This window comes from Nocardioides ginsengisegetis, from assembly GCF_014138045.1.
Lineage (GTDB): Bacteria > Actinomycetota > Actinomycetes > Propionibacteriales > Nocardioidaceae > Nocardioides > Nocardioides ginsengisegetis.
Genome location: NZ_JACGXA010000001.1, coordinates 2,228,595 through 2,245,028, shown reverse-complemented (window position 1 = coordinate 2,245,028; position 16,434 = coordinate 2,228,595). Strand labels below are relative to the sequence as shown.

16 protein-coding genes are annotated in these 16,434 nt (G+C 70.9%); 8 read left to right on the top strand and 8 right to left on the bottom strand.

The window, feature by feature from the left end; genetic code table 11:
• The first annotated feature begins 46 nt into the window (after positions 1–46).
• Genes FB382_RS10765 through FB382_RS10750 form a run of 4 tightly spaced genes read left to right on the top strand, consistent with a single transcriptional unit; the run spans position 47 to position 3,728 of the window.
• Positions 47–1,063 carry a branched-chain amino acid ABC transporter permease gene (locus tag FB382_RS10765; protein ID WP_343055560.1) on the top strand — a complete coding sequence of 339 codons (1,017 nt, stop codon included), beginning with the start codon at positions 47–49 and terminating at the stop codon, positions 1,061–1,063.
• Positions 1,060–2,247 (top strand): branched-chain amino acid ABC transporter permease, encoded by a 1,188-nt coding sequence (locus FB382_RS10760; protein ID WP_182539038.1) that lies wholly within the window; start codon positions 1,060–1,062, stop codon positions 2,245–2,247. The genes FB382_RS10765 and FB382_RS10760 overlap by 4 nt, the downstream gene beginning before the upstream one ends.
• Positions 2,240–3,025 (top strand): ABC transporter ATP-binding protein, encoded by a 786-nt coding sequence (locus FB382_RS10755; RefSeq protein WP_182539036.1) that lies wholly within the window; start codon positions 2,240–2,242, stop codon positions 3,023–3,025. The genes FB382_RS10760 and FB382_RS10755 overlap by 8 nt, the downstream gene beginning before the upstream one ends.
• On the top strand, positions 3,015–3,728 hold the full coding sequence (locus FB382_RS10750) for an ABC transporter ATP-binding protein (RefSeq protein ID WP_182539034.1): 714 nt from the start codon (positions 3,015–3,017) through the stop codon (positions 3,726–3,728). The genes FB382_RS10755 and FB382_RS10750 overlap by 11 nt, the downstream gene beginning before the upstream one ends.
• Before the next feature lie 36 nt (positions 3,729–3,764).
• On the opposite strand, the gene FB382_RS10745 is transcribed toward FB382_RS10750, so the two are convergent.
• From FB382_RS10745 to FB382_RS10730, 4 genes are read right to left on the bottom strand one after another with little or no spacing between them, the layout of a single operon-like run.
• Positions 3,765–4,514: an amino acid ABC transporter ATP-binding protein gene (locus tag FB382_RS10745; protein WP_182539032.1), complete on the bottom strand. Its 750-nt coding sequence runs from the start codon at positions 4,512–4,514 to the stop codon at positions 3,765–3,767.
• Positions 4,511–5,305, bottom strand: a complete 795-nt coding sequence (locus FB382_RS10740; RefSeq protein ID WP_125036441.1) for an amino acid ABC transporter permease — start codon at positions 5,303–5,305, stop codon at positions 4,511–4,513. Before FB382_RS10740 ends, FB382_RS10745 begins: the two co-directional genes overlap by 4 nt.
• Positions 5,302–6,117 (bottom strand): ABC transporter substrate-binding protein, encoded by an 816-nt coding sequence (locus tag FB382_RS10735; RefSeq protein WP_182539030.1) that lies wholly within the window; start codon positions 6,115–6,117, stop codon positions 5,302–5,304. Before FB382_RS10735 ends, FB382_RS10740 begins: the two co-directional genes overlap by 4 nt.
• Before the next feature lie 59 nt (positions 6,118–6,176).
• On the bottom strand, positions 6,177–6,923 hold the full coding sequence (locus FB382_RS10730) for a DUF554 family protein (protein WP_182539027.1): 747 nt from the start codon (positions 6,921–6,923) through the stop codon (positions 6,177–6,179).
• 106 nt (positions 6,924–7,029) lie between these two features.
• Between FB382_RS10730 and FB382_RS10725 the strand changes: the two genes are divergently transcribed.
• Entirely contained in the window at positions 7,030–7,602 is a 573-nt protein-coding gene (locus FB382_RS10725) for a GNAT family N-acetyltransferase (protein ID WP_220481321.1), read from the top strand.
• A 613-nt stretch (positions 7,603–8,215) separates the two neighbouring features.
• On the opposite strand, the gene FB382_RS10720 is transcribed toward FB382_RS10725, so the two are convergent.
• Positions 8,216–8,668: a hotdog fold thioesterase gene (locus tag FB382_RS10720; protein WP_125036439.1), complete on the bottom strand. Its 453-nt coding sequence runs from the start codon at positions 8,666–8,668 to the stop codon at positions 8,216–8,218.
• A gap of 54 nt (positions 8,669–8,722) precedes the next feature.
• Here FB382_RS10720 and polA point away from each other — a divergent pair, with 54 nt between their 5' ends.
• A complete protein-coding gene (gene polA, locus FB382_RS10715; protein ID WP_182539026.1) occupies positions 8,723–11,437 on the top strand; it encodes a DNA polymerase I in 2,715 nt (904 codons plus the stop codon).
• Positions 11,438–11,451: 14 nt separating this feature from the next.
• On the opposite strand, the gene FB382_RS10710 is transcribed toward polA, so the two are convergent.
• Together FB382_RS10710 and FB382_RS10705 are read right to left on the bottom strand one after the other, a co-directional pair.
• Positions 11,452–12,705, bottom strand: coding sequence for a lipopolysaccharide biosynthesis protein (locus FB382_RS10710; RefSeq protein ID WP_182541465.1), 1,254 nt, complete (start codon positions 12,703–12,705; stop codon positions 11,452–11,454).
• Between the two features lie 65 nt (positions 12,706–12,770).
• Positions 12,771–13,469 carry a class I SAM-dependent methyltransferase gene (locus FB382_RS10705; protein ID WP_182539024.1) on the bottom strand — a complete coding sequence of 233 codons (699 nt, stop codon included), beginning with the start codon at positions 13,467–13,469 and terminating at the stop codon, positions 12,771–12,773.
• A gap of 11 nt (positions 13,470–13,480) precedes the next feature.
• Here FB382_RS10705 and FB382_RS10700 point away from each other — a divergent pair, with 11 nt between their 5' ends.
• Positions 13,481–15,148: an MmpA family trehalose lipid delivery protein gene (locus tag FB382_RS10700; RefSeq protein WP_182539022.1), complete on the top strand. Its 1,668-nt coding sequence runs from the start codon at positions 13,481–13,483 to the stop codon at positions 15,146–15,148.
• A gap of 33 nt (positions 15,149–15,181) precedes the next feature.
• Complete coding sequence (locus tag FB382_RS10695) at positions 15,182–15,331, top strand: hypothetical protein (protein ID WP_182539019.1); 150 nt, start codon at positions 15,182–15,184, stop codon at positions 15,329–15,331.
• Between the two features lie 11 nt (positions 15,332–15,342).
• On the opposite strand, the gene FB382_RS10690 is transcribed toward FB382_RS10695, so the two are convergent.
• On the bottom strand, positions 15,343–16,434 hold the full coding sequence (locus FB382_RS10690) for a glycosyltransferase (protein WP_182539017.1): 1,092 nt from the start codon (positions 16,432–16,434) through the stop codon (positions 15,343–15,345).

Sequence of the window (16,434 nt, the reverse complement as noted above, 5' to 3'; positions counted from 1 at the left end):
CTTCTCCCCGGCCGCAGCCACTCAGATCGGCTGAGGAGAACTTTCTGTGGATTTCGGCGCCCTGTTCGGCAGCTTGGACAACTTCCTCAGCTTCACCATGGGTGGGCTGGTGTTCGGGGCGATCTACGCCCTCATCGCGCTCGGCTACACGATGGTGTACGGCGTTCTCCAGCTCATCAACTTCGCCCACTCCGAGGTCTTCATGTACGGCACGTTTGCCGTCGCATGGGTCTTCATCGCGTTGCACGGCACCGGCTCGGCGACGTGGAGCCTCGGCCATGCGATCCCCTACCTCCTGGTCGCCCTCATAGCGGCCATGCTCCTCTCGGCCGGCGTGGCGTTGCTCCTCGAACGCCTGGCCTACCGCCCCCTGATCAACAAGGGGGCGCCGAAGCTCATCGCCCTGATCTCGGCCATCGGTGCCTCGTTCGCGCTCGCCGAGGCGATGGGGCTCCGCGACCGGATCGCGAGCTGGGTCGGCCTCGACGGCAAGCTCGCCAACTACGTCGCGCCCAACAAGGCGCGCGACGTCTTCTCCAACCCGGTCTCCATCCAGCCGCACGGCCTCTTCGAGATCGGCGGCTACAAGGTCACCGACGTCGACCTGGTCATCGTCGTCGCGGCGCTCGTGATGATGGTCGCGCTCGATCAGTTCGTCCGCCGCACCCGCTTCGGTCGCGGCATCCGTGCCGTGGCCCAGGACCCGGAGTCTGCGGCCCTCATGGGCGTCAACTCGACCCGCGTCGTGCAGCTGACCTTCCTGATCGGTGGCCTGATGGCCGGCGCGGCCGCCACCCTCTACATGATGAAGATCGGCTCGACCCGCCAGAACGCCGGCTTCCTGCTGGGCGTCAAGGCGTTCACCGCCGCCGTCATGGGCGGCATCGGCAACCTGCGCGGCGCACTCCTCGGCGGCCTGATCCTGGGCGTCATGGAGAACTGGGGCTCGGCCGTCTTCGGCTCGGAGTGGAAGGACGTCGTGGCCTTCATCCTCCTGGTCCTGATCCTGCTGGTCAGGCCGTCGGGCCTGCTCGGTGAGTCGCTCGGAAAGGCACGCGCATGATGGGCCGCGACCTGGGCATCGCCCGCCGTTGGGACCGCGTCGTCGACCGCTACCAGGCCTCGTCCCGGCCGGTGAAGATCGTGGCCGTCACGCTGGTGCTCGTCTTCGCCTACGCGCTGCCGCTGCTGCGGCCGCCCATCATCACCACCCAGAGCATCGACTTCGGTGGCGTGATGTTCCGCGTCATCGCCTTCGCGCTCGTCGCGCTGGGCCTCAACATCGTCATCGGGTACGCCGGCCTCCTCGACCTCGGCTACGTCGGCTTCTACGCGTGCGGCGCCTACACCACGGCCGTGCTCACGACCTACCACTGGCACTGGCCGTTCTTCCTGGCGCTGCCGGTCGCGATCCTGGTCACGATGGTCACCGGCGTCGTCCTCGGGGCGCCCACCCTGCGCGTGCGCGGCGACTACCTCGCCATCGTCACGCTCGGGTTCGGAGAGATCATCCGGATCACGGTCACCAACGTGGAGTGGCTCGGCGCTGCGGCGGGCATCAAGGACATCGCCCACCCGAACAACATCGGCAAGGCGCCCACCCCGCCCTTCGACCCGGGTGGCATGTTCGCCATCCCGCGCCTGACGTGGGAGGGCTTCGTCCCCTCAGTCGACCACAAGCACGAGACGCACGTGCTGATCTTCGGCGCGCTCGACGCGATCCCGTACTACTGGCTCGTCCTCACGGTGCTGATCCTGGTCCTCATCGGCGACCGCCTGATCAAGGCGAGCCGGGTCGGCCGGGCGTGGGAGGCCACGCGCGAGGACGAGGACGCCGCCGAGTTGATGGGCGTGCAGACCTTCAAGTACAAGCTCATGGCCTTCGCGCTCGGCGCGGCGATCGGCGGCCTCTCCGGCTCGTTCTACGCCAGCAGCCAGAGCGGCTACATCAACCCCTTGAGCTTCCCGCTCCTGCTGTCGATGCTCTTCGTGGCCTCCGTCATCGTCGGTGGCGCCGGCAACCGCTGGGGAGCCATCGCCGGTGGTGCGCTCGTGGCCTACCTGCCCGAGCGGTTCCGTGACTTCGCCGACTATCGCCTGCTGGTCTTCGGCCTCGCGCTCACCGTCCTGGCGGTCTGGCGGCCGGAGGGGCTGCTGCCACCACGCCGGACACGGCGGGCCAAGAAGGCCGAGGCGGAGATCGAGGCCCTCGAAGAGGGAGAGCTGGACGAGGTGGACCATGCCTGAGGCACGCGCACTGCTCGAGGTCGACAACGCGACCCTGCGCTTCGGTGGCCTGACCGCCCTGGACCAGGTCACCTTCGACATCCGCGAGGGCGAGATCCTGGGGCTGATCGGGCCCAACGGCGCCGGCAAGACCACCTGCTTCAACGCGATGACGGGTGTCTACCAGCTGACGTCGGGCCAGATCCGGTTCGACGGTGACTCGCTGGCCGGCCGCAAGCGCCACTCGATCACCAAGCTCGGCATGGCCCGGACCTTCCAGAACATCCGCCTGTTCAAGGCGATGACGGTGCTCGAGAACGTCATGGTCGGGGCCGACGCCCACAGCAAGGTGAGCTTCTTCGAGGCGCTCTTCCGGATGCCCCGACACCGGCGCACCGAGGCCGCATCGCTCGCCCGGGCCAAGGAACTGCTGGACCTGGTCGGGATCAAGGCCCGTCACGACGAGCTCGCCACCAACCTGTCCTACGGCGACCAGCGGCGGCTCGAGATCGCCCGCGCCATGGCCACCAACCCCAAGCTGCTCTGTCTCGACGAGCCGGCCGCAGGCTTCAACCCGGCCGAGAAGCAGCGGCTGATGGAGCTGATCCGGAAGGTGCGCGACCAGGGCATCACCGTGCTGCTCATTGAGCACGACATGCGCCTGGTCATGGGCGTCACCGATCGCATCGTCGTCCTGGAGTTCGGGCGCAAGATCGCCGAGGGCACGCCCGCGGAGATCCGCGACAATCCTGCCGTCATCGCCGCCTACCTGGGAGTGGACGAAGAAGATGCTTCTTGAGGTCGAGGGCCTGTGCGTCAACTACGGACACATCGAGGCGATCCGCAACATCAGCTTCTCCGTCGAGGAAGGCACGATCGCGACCCTGATCGGCGCCAACGGCGCCGGCAAGACCACCACGATGAAGACGCTCTCCGGCCTGCGCAAGGTCCGTGAGGGCAAGGTGGTCTTCGCGGGCAAGGACATCACCCACCTGCCGCCCTTCGAGCGGGTCAAGATGGGCCTGAGCCAGTCGCCCGAGGGACGCGGCATCTTCCCGGGCATGACGGTGCGCGAGAACCTCGACATGGGCGGCTACGTCCGCAAGGACAAGGCCGGCCTGGCGGCCGACCTGGAGCGGGTCTTCGGGCTCTTTCCGCGGCTCCAGGAGCGCTTCGACCAGGTCGCCGGGACGATGTCCGGTGGCGAGCAGCAGATGCTCGCGATCGGGCGCGCGCTGATGGCGCGCCCGCGCCTGGTCCTGCTCGACGAGCCGTCGATGGGTCTGGCCCCCAAGCTGATCCAGCAGATCTTCTCGATCATCACCGAGATCAACGAGCAGGGCACCACCGTGCTGCTCGTCGAGCAGAACGCCGCCCAGGCCCTCAAGCGGGCCCACACGGCCCACGTGCTCGAGACCGGCGAGATCAAGCGCTCGGGCACCGGGGCCGAGCTGGCCGGCGACGACGCCGTCAAGGCGGCGTACCTCGGCGGCGACCTCTGACCTGACCGACCCCCGAAGGGGCCGGTCAGGGACCGCTCAGAGGACCTTGGACAGGAACGCCTTGGTGCGGTCGTGCTGGGGGTCGGCGAGGACCTGACGCGGGTCGCCCTCCTCGACGATCACGCCGCCGTCCATGAAGGCGAGTCGGTCGCCGACCTCACGGGCGAAGCCCATCTCGTGGGTGACGACCATCATCGTCATGCCCTCGGCGGCCAGGTCCTTCATGATCGACAGGACGTCGCCGACCAGCTCGGGGTCCAGGGCCGACGTGGGCTCGTCGAAGAGCATCATGTCGGGGTCCATCGACAGGGCACGGGCGATCGCCACGCGCTGCTGCTGGCCGCCGGAGAGGTGTGCTGGGTAGGCCTTCTCCTTCTCCGAGAGACCGACCTTGGCCAGGTTGGCCCGGGCCACCTGGACCGCCTCGTCGCGCGAGCGCTTCTTGACGCGACGCTGGGCCACGCACAGGTTGGCCAGGACGTCCATGTGCGGGAAGAGGTTGAACTGCTGGAAGACCATCCCGATCCGGCTGCGGACCGCGTCGAGATCGGTCTCCGGGTCGGTGATGTCGATGCCCTCCACGAGGATCCGGCCCGAGGTCGGCTCCTCGAGGCGGTTGACGCACCGCAGGAGGGTCGACTTGCCCGAGCCGGACGGCCCGATGACGCACACGACCTGGCCCTGGTCGACCCGGAAGTCGATGCCCTTGAGCACCTCGTTGTCCCCGAAGTACTTGTGCAGGTCGGAGACCTGGATCGCGGGGGTGGCGCTGGCGGTCGTCGTCATCGAGATGCCCTCTGCTGTCGGCGTTCGAGATGGGCGACCAGCTGGGTGGCCGGGATGGAGATCACGAGGTACACCAGGGCGATCGCGAGCAGGGGGCTGGCGTTGGCGTACGTCGTCAGGCCGTTCTGGCCGAAGGACGTCAGCTCGACCTGGTTGGCCTGCATGCCCACGATCGCGAGGAGCGAGGTGTCCTTGACCAGGAGGATGAACTCGTTGGTCAGGGGCGGGATCACGATCCGGACCGCCTGCGGCAGGATCACGGTGACCATCGTCCAGAGGCCGTTCATGCCCAGCGAGCGGGCCGCCTCGTGCTGGCCCTTGGGCACCGCCTGGATGCCGGCCCGCAGGGTCTCGGCCATGTAGGCCCCCGACACCAGGATCAGCGCGATGATGCCGGCGCCGATCGTGCCGCCCGGAGGGATCCAGCCGAACGCCAGGGGCACGCCGAGCGCCATGAAGATGATGACGACCAGGGCCGGCAGTCCGCGGAAGAACTCGATGTACGCCGTGGCCAGCCAGCGGTAGAGCCGCAGCGGGGACAGCTTCATCAGTGCCAGCACCAGCGCCAGCAGGATGCCGCCGGCGAAAGCGGTCACGGTGTACTTCACCGTGTTCTTCGCCGCGGTCAGGATGATGTCCGGCCACAGCTCCTTCCACGTGTCCTTGTCGAGGAAGTTGGCCGAGATCGCGTCCCGGTTGGCCCGGAGGACGACGAGCAGGACCACCGCCGCCAGGACGGCGTACAGCGTGCCGTCCCGGAGGCGGCGGCGGGTGGAACGCTTGAGGGTCACTTGGCTGTCGCGAAGTAGGAGTCGTAGATCTTCTGGTAGCTGCCGTCGGACTTCATGTCGCCGAGCGCCTTGTCGACTGCGTCGATGAGACCGGTGTTGGTCTTCTTCATGGCGAAGCCGTACTTCTCACCGGTGTCGTAGGTCTCGACGACCTTGAACGCGCCGCTCTGGCTGGGGTCGTTCTGGTGGTCGATGTTGACCGGGAGGTCCTGGAGCAGGGCGTCGACCTGGCCGGCCTTGAGGGCGGCGTACATCTCACCGTCGCTGGGGAAGACCACGATGTCCGCGCCCGAGGCGTGGTCGTTGGCGTAGGCCTCGCCGGTGGTGCCCTTCTGGACGCCCACCTTGACGCCGGAGAGGTCGGAGATGCTGGCGATGCCGGAGTCGGCGCCGACGAGCAACGACTGCTCGGAGTCGTAGTAACCGTCGCTGAAGCCCATCGCCTGCTCGCGCTCCGGCGTGATGGTCATGGCGCTGGCTACCAGGTCGCACTGGTTGGAGTTGATCGCGAGCCCGCTCTTGAGGGCGTCGAAGGAGGAGTCCTTGATCTCGACCTTGACGTCGAGCTTGGCCGCGATGGAGTTCACGACGTCGACGTCGAAGCCCTTGAACCCGGTGTCGGAGGACTTGTCGAAGTCCTCGAACGGCGGGTAGGGGACGTCCGAGCAGACGGTCAGGGTGCCGTCACTGATCAGGCCGAGGTCGTTGCCGGAGCTGGACGTGGAGGAGCCGCCGGAGGAGCACGCGGTCATGCCGAGCGCGAGGGCCGACAGGGTGGCGGCCACGAGGGCGCGCGAGGGTCGATTCTGCATGCGGCCAATTTTAGGCCTGTCCCGGCCGGTGTGGTCGGGCGAACCGCCGACCGCGGGTCTCAGGTGTACGACGAGACGATCTCGACCAGGACCGGGGCCACGAGCAGCGCTGGGAGCAGGTCGGCGACCGGGATCTCCCGGATCCGGAGCAGGCGCAGAGCCACGCCGACCAGGAGCAACCCGCCCGTGGCCGTCAGCGCCGAGAGGTGCGGATCGGGCAGCACGTCACCCAGCAGGAATCCGAACACCGTCAGGCTGCCCTGGATCACGACCACGGTGAGCGCGCTGGCGGCGACGCCCCAGCCGAACGACGCCGCGAAGGCGATGGCCGCGAAGCCGTCGAGCACGGACTTGAGGAACAACTGGTCTGCACTATTGCCGAGGCCGTCGTTGAGCGATCCCAGGATCGTCAGCGGGCCCGTGCAGAACAGCAGTGAGGCCGTCACGAAGCCCTCGATGAAGCGGTGCCGCTCGACGGTGCCGTGGTCGCCGGACAGTCGGGTCTGCAGCCAGCCGCCGAACGACTCGACCCGCTGCTCGAGCCGGAGCAGCGACCCGGCGATGCCGCCGATCAGCAGCGAGCCGAGCACGATCAGCATCGGCGCGCTCGAGCCGACGGCGTCGGCCAGTCCGCTGTCGAGCACGGCCATCGCCGACGTGGCGGCGATCAGCAGCGTCACCAGGCCGAGCGCGTCGGTGACCACGTCGCGGGTGCGGACGGGCAGGCGGTTGCCCAGGAGGACACCGATGGTGGCTCCGAGAAGCACGGTCGCCACGTTGACGAGGGTGCCGATTCCGGCGATCACGGGGTCTCCTCTGACAATCCGGGGAGGCTGAGCGTAGTCTCGCGCCCGTGGGTCGCAGATCGGGGGACCAAGACGCGCTGCCCACTCAACTCCGGAAGGCGGGACGATGAGTCGTTCGCTGGTGTCCTTGCGTTGTGCGCTGCCGTCCGACGCACCCCAGCTGGCTGTGCTGTGGAGCGACGTCATCCGACGCGTCGAGCACGACGAGCAGGTCGCCGACCTCGTCTCGGTCATCGAGTCGGCCGCCATCTCCGACACCGAGCGCCTCGTGGTCGCCGAGTACGACGGCGAGCTGGCCGGCGCGGTCTACCTCCGCATCACCCCGCTCAGCCCCATCAACCTCGAGCCCACCGTGCAGGCCATCTCGCCGCACGTCCTCCCGCAGTACCGCCGCAAGGGCGTCGGTCGCTCGCTGATGGACGCCGCGGTGTCCTACGCCGAGGAGAACGGCGTCGGCCATCTCGCCACCGCCGCGGCCTCCGCCTCCCGCGACGCCAACCGCTTCATGGCCCGCCTGGCGCTGGGCCCGCAGGCAGTCTTCCGTGTCGCCACCACCCACGCGGTCCGCTCCAAGCTCACCGCCCAGAGGCCTGCGCTGCAGCGCACGAGCGGCCGTCAGCTGACCCACGTCCTCGCCGCGCGACGGTCGTTGCGGCGAGCCCAGAGCACTTCGTCGTAACGGTTGTCGCCCGCTTCGCGGGCGGGTTGCCGCTGCGCGGGGCTGCCTCCCCGGGGGTTCCTCCACCCGGGCAGGGCCGGCGGGACGATCCCACGGTCCCCTCGCGAGTCCCTGGGGTCGCCGTGTCGCCGCTACAGGCGGTTTCCTTCCGTGTTCGCCGTCGGCGGCGCCACGCCGACCTTTTACGGGACCTCGCGAGGGGCCCGCGTGCTCGCCCCACCGTCCCGGCCTGCTTCCCGGCCACCGGGCGGGCGGGGGTCAAGGGTCGCCACCTGACCCGTTCCGCGCTGACGCGGAATGTCCCGTGTCTTGCGGCAGCGCAGACTGGTTGGTCGACCGGATCTTGTTCCCCGCCCGCCCGGGAGCCGGGCGGCGAGCCGTGGGGACGGGCGGGCGCGCACGCGGCGACGATGCGAGGTCCCGTCAAAGGGAGGCGCGGCGCCGCCCGGCGGCGGCCCGGCAGGAAACCCACGCCGTGGCGAGCGACGCGGCGAGCATAGGGACTCGCATCGTCGACGTGGGAGCGACCGTCCGGCCCCACCACCCCGCGCCGAGATGTCCCGGGGAGGCAGCCCCGCGCAGCGGAAATCCGCCCGCGAAGCGGGCGAAAAGCTCAGCCCACCCGCTCCGCGGGGATCAGCGCGCAGGTGATCCGTGACGTGCAGACCCTCTTGCCGCGCTCGTCGGTGATCACGACCTCGTAGCACGCCGAGGTGCGGCCGAGGTGGATCGCGGTGGCGACGCCGGTGACCGTGCCGGAGGTGGCGGCGCGGTGGTGGGTGGCGTTGATGTCGACGCCCACGGCGACCTTGTCGGGCGCGGCGTGGGCGTAGGAACCGACCGAGCCGAGCGTCTCGGCCAGCACCACCGACGCGCCACCGTGCAGGAGCCCGAAGGGCTGGGTGTTGCCCTCGACGGGCATCGTGCCGACGACGCGCTCGGCCGACACCTCGTGCAGCTGGATGCCCATGCGGTCGTTGAGCGCGCCCATGCCCTGCGGCATCGCGGCGACGTACTCCTCGATCGTCATCTGGTCGTGCGGACGGTGTGCGGAATCGGCGCTCATGCTGCCATTGTTGCCGACCGTCCGGCTGTCCACGGCGACGGATAGAGTCGCGGGGTGCCTGAGCTCGCTGCCACTCCTGTCGACACCGCCCGCCCCCGTCTGCTCCTGCTGGACGGCCACTCCCTGGCCTACCGCGCGTTCTTCGCGCTCCCGGTGGACAACTTCTCGACGACGACCGGCCAGCACACCAACGCGGTCTACGGCTTCACCTCGATGCTCATCAACGTGCTCCGCGACGAGCAGCCGACCCACGTCGCGGTCGCGTTCGACGTCTCGCGCCAGACGTTCCGCATGGAGGAATACGCCGAATACAAGGCCAAGCGCAACAAGACCCCCGACGAGTTCAAGAGCCAGCTGCCGCTGATCGAGGAGGTCCTCGACGCGCTGCGCATCCCGTTCCTGAAGAAGGACGGCTACGAGGCCGACGACATCATCGCCACCCTGGTCACCCAGGCGCTCGCCGACGACCTCGACGTCCTGATCCTCACCGGCGACCGCGACTCCCTGCAGCTGGTCACCGACCACTCCACGGTGCTCTACCCCATGCGTGGGGTCTCCGACCTCGCCCGGATGACGCCGGAGGCGGTCGAGGCCAAGTACGGCGTGCCGCCCCACCGCTACCCCGAGATCGCGGCGCTGGTCGGGGAGGACTCCGACAACCTGCCGGGCGTGCCCGGCGTCGGCCCCAAGACGGCGGCCAAGTGGATCAACCAGTACGACGGCCTCGACAACGTCATCACCCACGTCGACAAGATCACCGGCAAGGCCGGCGACAACCTGCGCGCCCACCTCGGCGACGTGATGCGCAACCGCCGCCTCAACGCGCTGGTGCGCGACCTCGACCTCGAGCTGACCCCCGCCGAGCTGGCCGTCCGCGCCTGGGACCGGCAGGAGGTGCACACGCTCTTCGACAGCCTGGAGTTCCGGGTGCTGCGCGACCGGCTCTTCGAGACGCTGCAGTCCGAGGAGGAGATCGACGACTCCGGCTTCGAGATGGCCGGGCAGCGCCTCGCCCGGGGCGAGGTCGCCGGCTGGCTGGCCGAGCACGCCGCCCCCGCGTCCGGCGTCCGCACCGGCGTCTCCCTGACCGGCACCTGGCGGGCCGGCACCGGCGAGGTCTGGTCGGTGGCGCTCGCGGCGCCCGACGGCAGTGCCGCGTGGTTCGACGCCACCGAGATCAGCCCCGAGGACGACGCGGCGGTGGCCGCCTGGTTCGCCGACCCCGCCAGCGCCAAGGTCCTCCACGACGCCAAGGGCCCGATGCTGGCGCTCGCCGCGCGGGGGTGGCCGCTCGCCGGACTGGTCAGCGACACCGCCCTCGCCGCCTACCTCGTCCGCCCGGACCAGCGCTCCTACGACCTGGCCGACCTCACGCTGCGCTACCTCAAGCGCGAGCTCAAGCAGGAGACCGCCGACAGCGGCCAGCTCACCTTCGACAGCCTGGAGGGTGCCGACACCGGCGCGGCCGACACCGCGATGCTGCACGCGCGCGCGGTCCTCGACCTCGCCGAGGCCCTCGACACCGCCATCGACCAGCACGGGGGAGCCCAGCTGCTCGCCGAGATCGAGCTGCCGCTGGTCAACCTGCTGGCCCGCATGGAGCAGATCGGCATCGCCGTCGACACCGACCACCTCGAGTCGCTCGAGGGCCACTTCGCCGGTGAGGTGAAGAAGGCCGCCGAGGAGGCCTTCGGCGTGATCGGCAAGGAGATCAACCTCGGCTCGCCCAAGCAGCTCCAGGTGGTGCTCTTCGACGAGCTCGACATGCCCAAGACCAAGCGCACCAAGACGGGCTGGACCACCGACGCCGACGCCCTGCAGCAGCTCTACGAGAAGACCGAGCACCCCTTCCTGCTCGCGCTGCTGCGGCACCGCGACGTGACCCGCCTGCGCCAGACCCTCGAGGGCCTGCTCAAGACCGTGGCCAGCGACGGCCGCATCCACACCACGTTCAACCAGCTGATCGCGGCCACCGGCCGGCTCTCCAGCACCGACCCCAACCTCCAGAACATCCCGGTCCGCACCGAGGAGGGGCGACGGATCCGTGAGGGCTTCGTCGTCGGGGCCGGCTACGAGTGCCTGATGACGGCCGACTACAGCCAGATCGAGATGCGGATCATGGCGCACCTGTCCGAGGACGCCCTGCTCATCGAGGCGTTCAAGTCCGGCCAGGACTTCCACTCGATCACCGCGGCCCGGGTCTTCGGCGTCCCGGCCGAGGACGTCACCTCCGAGATGCGGGCCAAGATCAAGGCGATGAACTACGGCCTCGCCTACGGCCTGTCGGCGTTCGGCCTCAGCCAGCAGCTCCGCATCGAGCCCGGCGAGGCGCGGGGCCTGATGGACGAGTACTTCCAGACCTTCGGCGGGGTCCGCGACTACCTCGCCGGGGTCGTCGACGAGGCCCGCCGCAGCGGCTTCACCGAGACGATCCGCGGCCGCCGCCGCTACCTGCCCGACCTGACCAGCGACAACCGGCAGCGCCGCGAGATGGCCGAGCGGATGGCCCTCAACGCCCCGATCCAGGGCTCGGCCGCCGACCTGATCAAGGTCGCGATGCTCAACGTCGAGAGTGCGCTCGCCGAGTCCGGGCTGCGCTCACGGATGCTGCTCCAGGTCCACGACGAGCTCGTGTTCGAGGTCGCCGAGGGGGAGCGGGAGGCGCTCGACGCGCTGGTGCGCGCGCAGATGGGCGGCGCGGCCGACCTGGCCGTCCCGCTCGACGTCTCCGTCGGCACCGGCCGCAGCTGGCACGAGGCCGCCCACTAGGCAGGTCAGACAGGTCAGACGGGCGGAGCGGCCGGGGCGGCGGGGGCGGGCAGCCGCATCCGCCACAGGCTGAGCGCCAGCAGCAGCACGAACAGCGCGCCGTCGACCACGGTGACGGCCAGGATCAGTCCGGTCAGGGAGTGGATCCACGCGCTGGCGCCGACCAGGCCCAGCACGGCCAGCCACACGACGTACGCCGACCGGGTGCCCTGACGCGCCAGCACGCTGTAGACGAGCAGCTGCAGCATCGAGAGCAGCGTGCCGATGACCGCGAACCGCCACAGGTCGGACTCGATGTCGAGGTAGCCGTCGCCGCCGACGAAGACCATGGCGATGCCCGAGAGCAGCCAGGCGCCGAGGGTGCAGACGACACCGATGACCGCGACTGCCGCGAGGCTGCGCACGAGCGCCCGGCGCCGCTCCTCGACCGTCGACATCGACGGGAAGGCGACCACGACCACGAACTGCGGCAGGAACAGCACGGCCTTGGTGAGGATCAGGCCGCCGGCGTAGAGGCCGGCGTTGTGGTCGTCGAGGATGTTGCGGGCGACCACGATGTCGAGGTTGGACAGCACGAAGAAGGCGAGCAGGGCCTGGGAGCTGATCAGCGTCTCGCGGACGATCGGCCGGGCGAGGTGGTCCTCGCTCGTCTCGCCCTCGTCGCGGCCGTGGCGCAGCGCCCACCAGCCGATGACGGCGGGCACGAACAGGCCGACCATCACGCCGAACATCGCCGAGGTCTCGCTCGGCCGCCAGAGGATGAAGGCCGTGCCGATGAGCAGACGCGGGACTCCGACGGCCATGTAGACGCCAGCCAGCGGCAGCCAGCGGCGCTCGCCCTGGAGGATGCCGGCCTGGCCGCCCATGATCGTCAGCGGGACGGCGGCGACGGCGAGCAGGATCGCGGGGACGATGCTGTCGAGCCGGAGCAGCACCCACACGGCGGGGGAGACGAGCAGCATGACGCCGCCGAGCACGAAGGCGGCCTTGTAGGTCACCGCGAGGATGACCTGCTCGATCTGGGCGACGTGGCCCGGCGTCGCCGAGATGCGGCGGGCGGCGGTGGCCTGCAGGCCGAGCTGGAGCACGGCGATCACCATGAGCAGGGCCATCAGGCCGGCGATGGCGCCGTAGTTGCTCGGCCCCATCAGCCGGGCCGCGACCATCTGGAAGCCGTAGGTGGCGACGTTCATCACCGCCATCGCGACCGCGATGCCGGCGCTGCCGCGGAGGAGTCCGCGCAGACGGCTGGGTGCTTCCCCCGTCATGGTGCTCACGACTCGAGCCTAGATGGTCACCCTGTCCGGAACCTGACCGGAGACCCTGCAATGCCTCAGAAGGGGTCGGCGGCGCCGTCGTGGCCGAGCAGGCGCGCCAGCGGGCGCAGCCGGAGCCTGAGGAGGACCTTCACCACGAGGTTGCGCACCCACCACGGCAGCTCGGCCAGCATCCGGAGCCGGTCGCGGCGCGAGGGCGGCGCGACCTGCAGTCGGGCCAGGGACCCGACGCGCCCGGCGTAGCGCAGCGACCGCGACGGCAGGACGTCACGCAGCAACGCGGTCGTGACGCCGAGGGAGGAGAACGCGTCGTGGACCAGCACCCAGCCCCCGGGGGTGACGTGGTGGGCCCAGTGCAGGTCGTCGCGGACCGTCCAGTGGTCGTGCTTGCCGTCGACGTAGACGAGGTCGAGGGGCCCGGTCCAGTCCCGGCGGACGTCGGCGCTCGTGGCGACCCGGACGTCGACCCGGCCGGCCACCCCGGCCCGGGCCAGGTTGGCGCGGAAGGACTGCTCGGTGCCGGGGGCGCCGTACCGCCAGTCGGAGGGGAACGGGTCGACCGCGACCAGCCGCGCTCCCACGGGGAGCGCGGCGGCGAGCACGACCGCCGACCGGCCGTGGTGGCTGCCGATCTCGACGGCGACGCCGCCCGCGGGCACCTGCGACGCGGCCTCGCGCAGGAGCGCCGCCTGGTCGGGTGTCAGCCAGCCGGGGATCGCCTCGAAGTCGCCGACGGGGCGGGGAGTGACGGCCATAGGGTGAGCCTATGCGTCGACGGCCCCGGGATCTCGCGCTCGACGCGTGGCCCCTGCTGCTCGCCGTCGTGCTCACCCTGCCGCTGCTCACCCACGGCGGCTATCCGCTGGCGCGCGACCTGGTGTTCGTCCCGCACCAGCCGTGGACCGACGCCTCGGTGGGCCTCGGCCACGCGGCGCCGCGGGCGGTGCCGCTCGACGCGGTGGTCTCGCTGCTGACGAAGGTCGTCGACGGGGGAGTGCTGGCCCGGCTCGTCCTGCCGCTCGTCCTCGCGACCGCGGGCTGGGGCACGCATCGCCTGGTCCGCGAGCTCGGCACCGTCGGCCGGCTCGCCGCGGGCGGCTTCGCCGTCTGGAACCCGTACGTCGTGGAGCGGCTCGCGCTGGGGCAGTGGGCCCTGCTCGCGGCGTACGCCGCCCTCCCGTGGCTGGTGATGGCGGCCCGGCGCTTCCGCGAGGGCGGCGGCCCGCGCGACCTGGGCGCCGTGACCGCCTGGCTGGGCCTCGCCGCCCTCACCCCGACCGGCGGCGCCCTCGGCGCCGTGGTCGCCCTGGTGGCCGGCGCCCGTCGTGCCCGCCGCACCTGGTGGCTGGTCGGCGTCGGCGTGCTCCTCAACCTGACCTGGCTCGTCCCGTCGCTGCTCGGTCCGGGTGGCGGCACGTCCGACCCGGCCGGGGTCGACGCGTTCTCCGCCGGGGCGGAGGGTCCCGGGGGAGTGCTGACCGCGCTGGTGGGCCTCGGCGGCATCTGGGACGCACTGAGCGTGCCGGCCACCCGCGACTCGTGGTGGTCGACCGTCACGGCGGTGCTGGTGGTGGCCGTCCTCGCCATCGGTGCGCGCCGGGTGCCCGACGTGCATCGCCTGGCCGCGCTCGGCGGCGTGGGGCTGCTGCTGGCGTTCGCCTCGAGCGTCCCCGGGGGCGACGACGTCGTCCGCTGGCTCGTCGACACCGTGCCCGGAGCCGGGCTGCTGCGGGACAGCCAGAAGTTCCTCGCGCCCTTCGTCGTCCTCGTCGCCGCGGCCTTCGGCGTCGCGGTCGACCGCGCCGTCGCCGCCGTGCGCGCCCACGGGCCCGAGGTGGTGCTCGCCGTCGCCCTGCTCGCGGTGCCCCTGCCCGTCGCGCTGGTGCCCGACGGCCCGGGCCTGACCTGGGACACCGTGCGGCCCGTCGACTACCCCGCGGGCTTCGACGAGGTGGGCGCGCTCATGGATGCCGGACCGCCCGGTGCCAGCGTCGTCACGCTCCCGTGGCGCTCCTACCGCGTCTTCGCCTGGGGCAACGGGCTGAGCTCCTCCGACCCCGCGCTGCGCTGGTTCGACCGTCCCGTCCTGGTCTCGACCGACCTCCAGGTCGGCGACACACGCATCGACGGGGAGGGTCCGGACCAGCCCGACCTCACGACCGCCCACGACGTCACCTGGGTGCTGGTCTACCTCGACGACCCCGAGTCGAGCCGGCTCGAGCTCGGCGGGCTGGACGCGGTCTACCGGGACGAGCAGGTCGCGCTCTACCGCGTCCACGGCGCCGTCGCACCGCCCGGTGCCTCGGTCGAGGACCGGGTGCTCGTCGGGCTCGTCGACGCCCTCGCGCTCCTGGCGGTCCTCGTCGGTCTCGGCGCTGCCCTGGCGCGTCGTCGGGTGGGTCACGAAGAACCCGTGGAACGCGGGTTGCCCTGATACGCTCTGCCACGCCAGAGAGAGGGAGGCACCGTGCCGCTGCTGCTGAAGTTCCTGTTGCCCGCCATCGCGGGTGGCTTGACCGCGTCCGTGACGATGTACGGCGTGGTGTACTCGCAGACCAAGGCGCCCTCCACCAACCCGGCCAGCCAGCCGATCATGGTCTACGGCGACCAGTCCTGACGCCGGACTGATCAGGTCCGCTGCGCCTCGCGCAGCACCTTCTCCACCACGTCGGTCGTCCCTGACCACGAGAACTCCGCCGCGCGCTCGGCCGCCCGGCGCCCCAGCCGCTCCCGCAGCTCCGCGTCGGTGAGCAGCGTCCGCACGTGCGCCACCAGGCCGTCGAGGTCGTCGGCCAGCAGTCCCGTGCACCCGTCCACGACCGACTCGGCCGTGCCGCCGGCGTACCGGTAGGCGACGGTGGGCGTGCCCTGCACGGCGGCCTCCAGGACCGCCAGCCCCCAACCCTCCTTGACCGAGGGCAGCACCATCAGCCACGACTCCCCGAGCAGCCGGTCGCGGGTCGCCGCGTCGACGTGGCCGTGGAACGTGACGGCGTCCTCCAGTCCGAGCCGGCGCACCTCCGCGAGGAGCTCCTCGTGCCACCAGCCCTCGCCGATCACGTCGAGGTGCAGGCCCTCCACCTCCGGGCGCAGTACGTCGATCGCCGCGAAGGCGTGCTCGACCTGCTTGTGCGGCACCAGCCGCGCCAGCACCGACACGCGGGGCGTGGCCGACCGGGTGGCGCCGGCCGGGGCGGCCGAGATCCCGTTGCGGACCACGGTCAGGGACGACCGCGGGATGCCGATCGAGGCGAGGTCGTCCAGGGAGGCCTGCGAGACGGTCAGGTGCGGGTGCCGGCGGTAGAGCCACGGCGTGACGCGACGCTCCACGAACCAGCCGAGGTTGCCCCAGAAGCCGGGGTAGATGATGTGCCACTGCTCGCGGTGGACGTGGTGGACCAGCGCCACCAGGCCGCGCCGCCGGACGAGCGGCGCGCCGAAGGGGAGCCCGTTGATGACGTCGACGACCACGTCGCAGGACCGGCCGCGGGTCGCCAGCCACAGCAGCCCGCGGAGGTAGACGGTGAGCCGGCCGCCGAGCCGCACGATCTGGACGCCGTCGAGCGAGGACCGGGCCGCGGAGCCGGGGTGCCGGGCGCACAGCATCGTCACCGCGTGCCCGCGCCGGACCAGCTCGCGGGCGACCTCCTCGACGAAGACCTCCGACCCGCCGCCGTCGGGGTGGGTGGAGTCCCGCCAGGTCAGGAACGCGACGCGCAC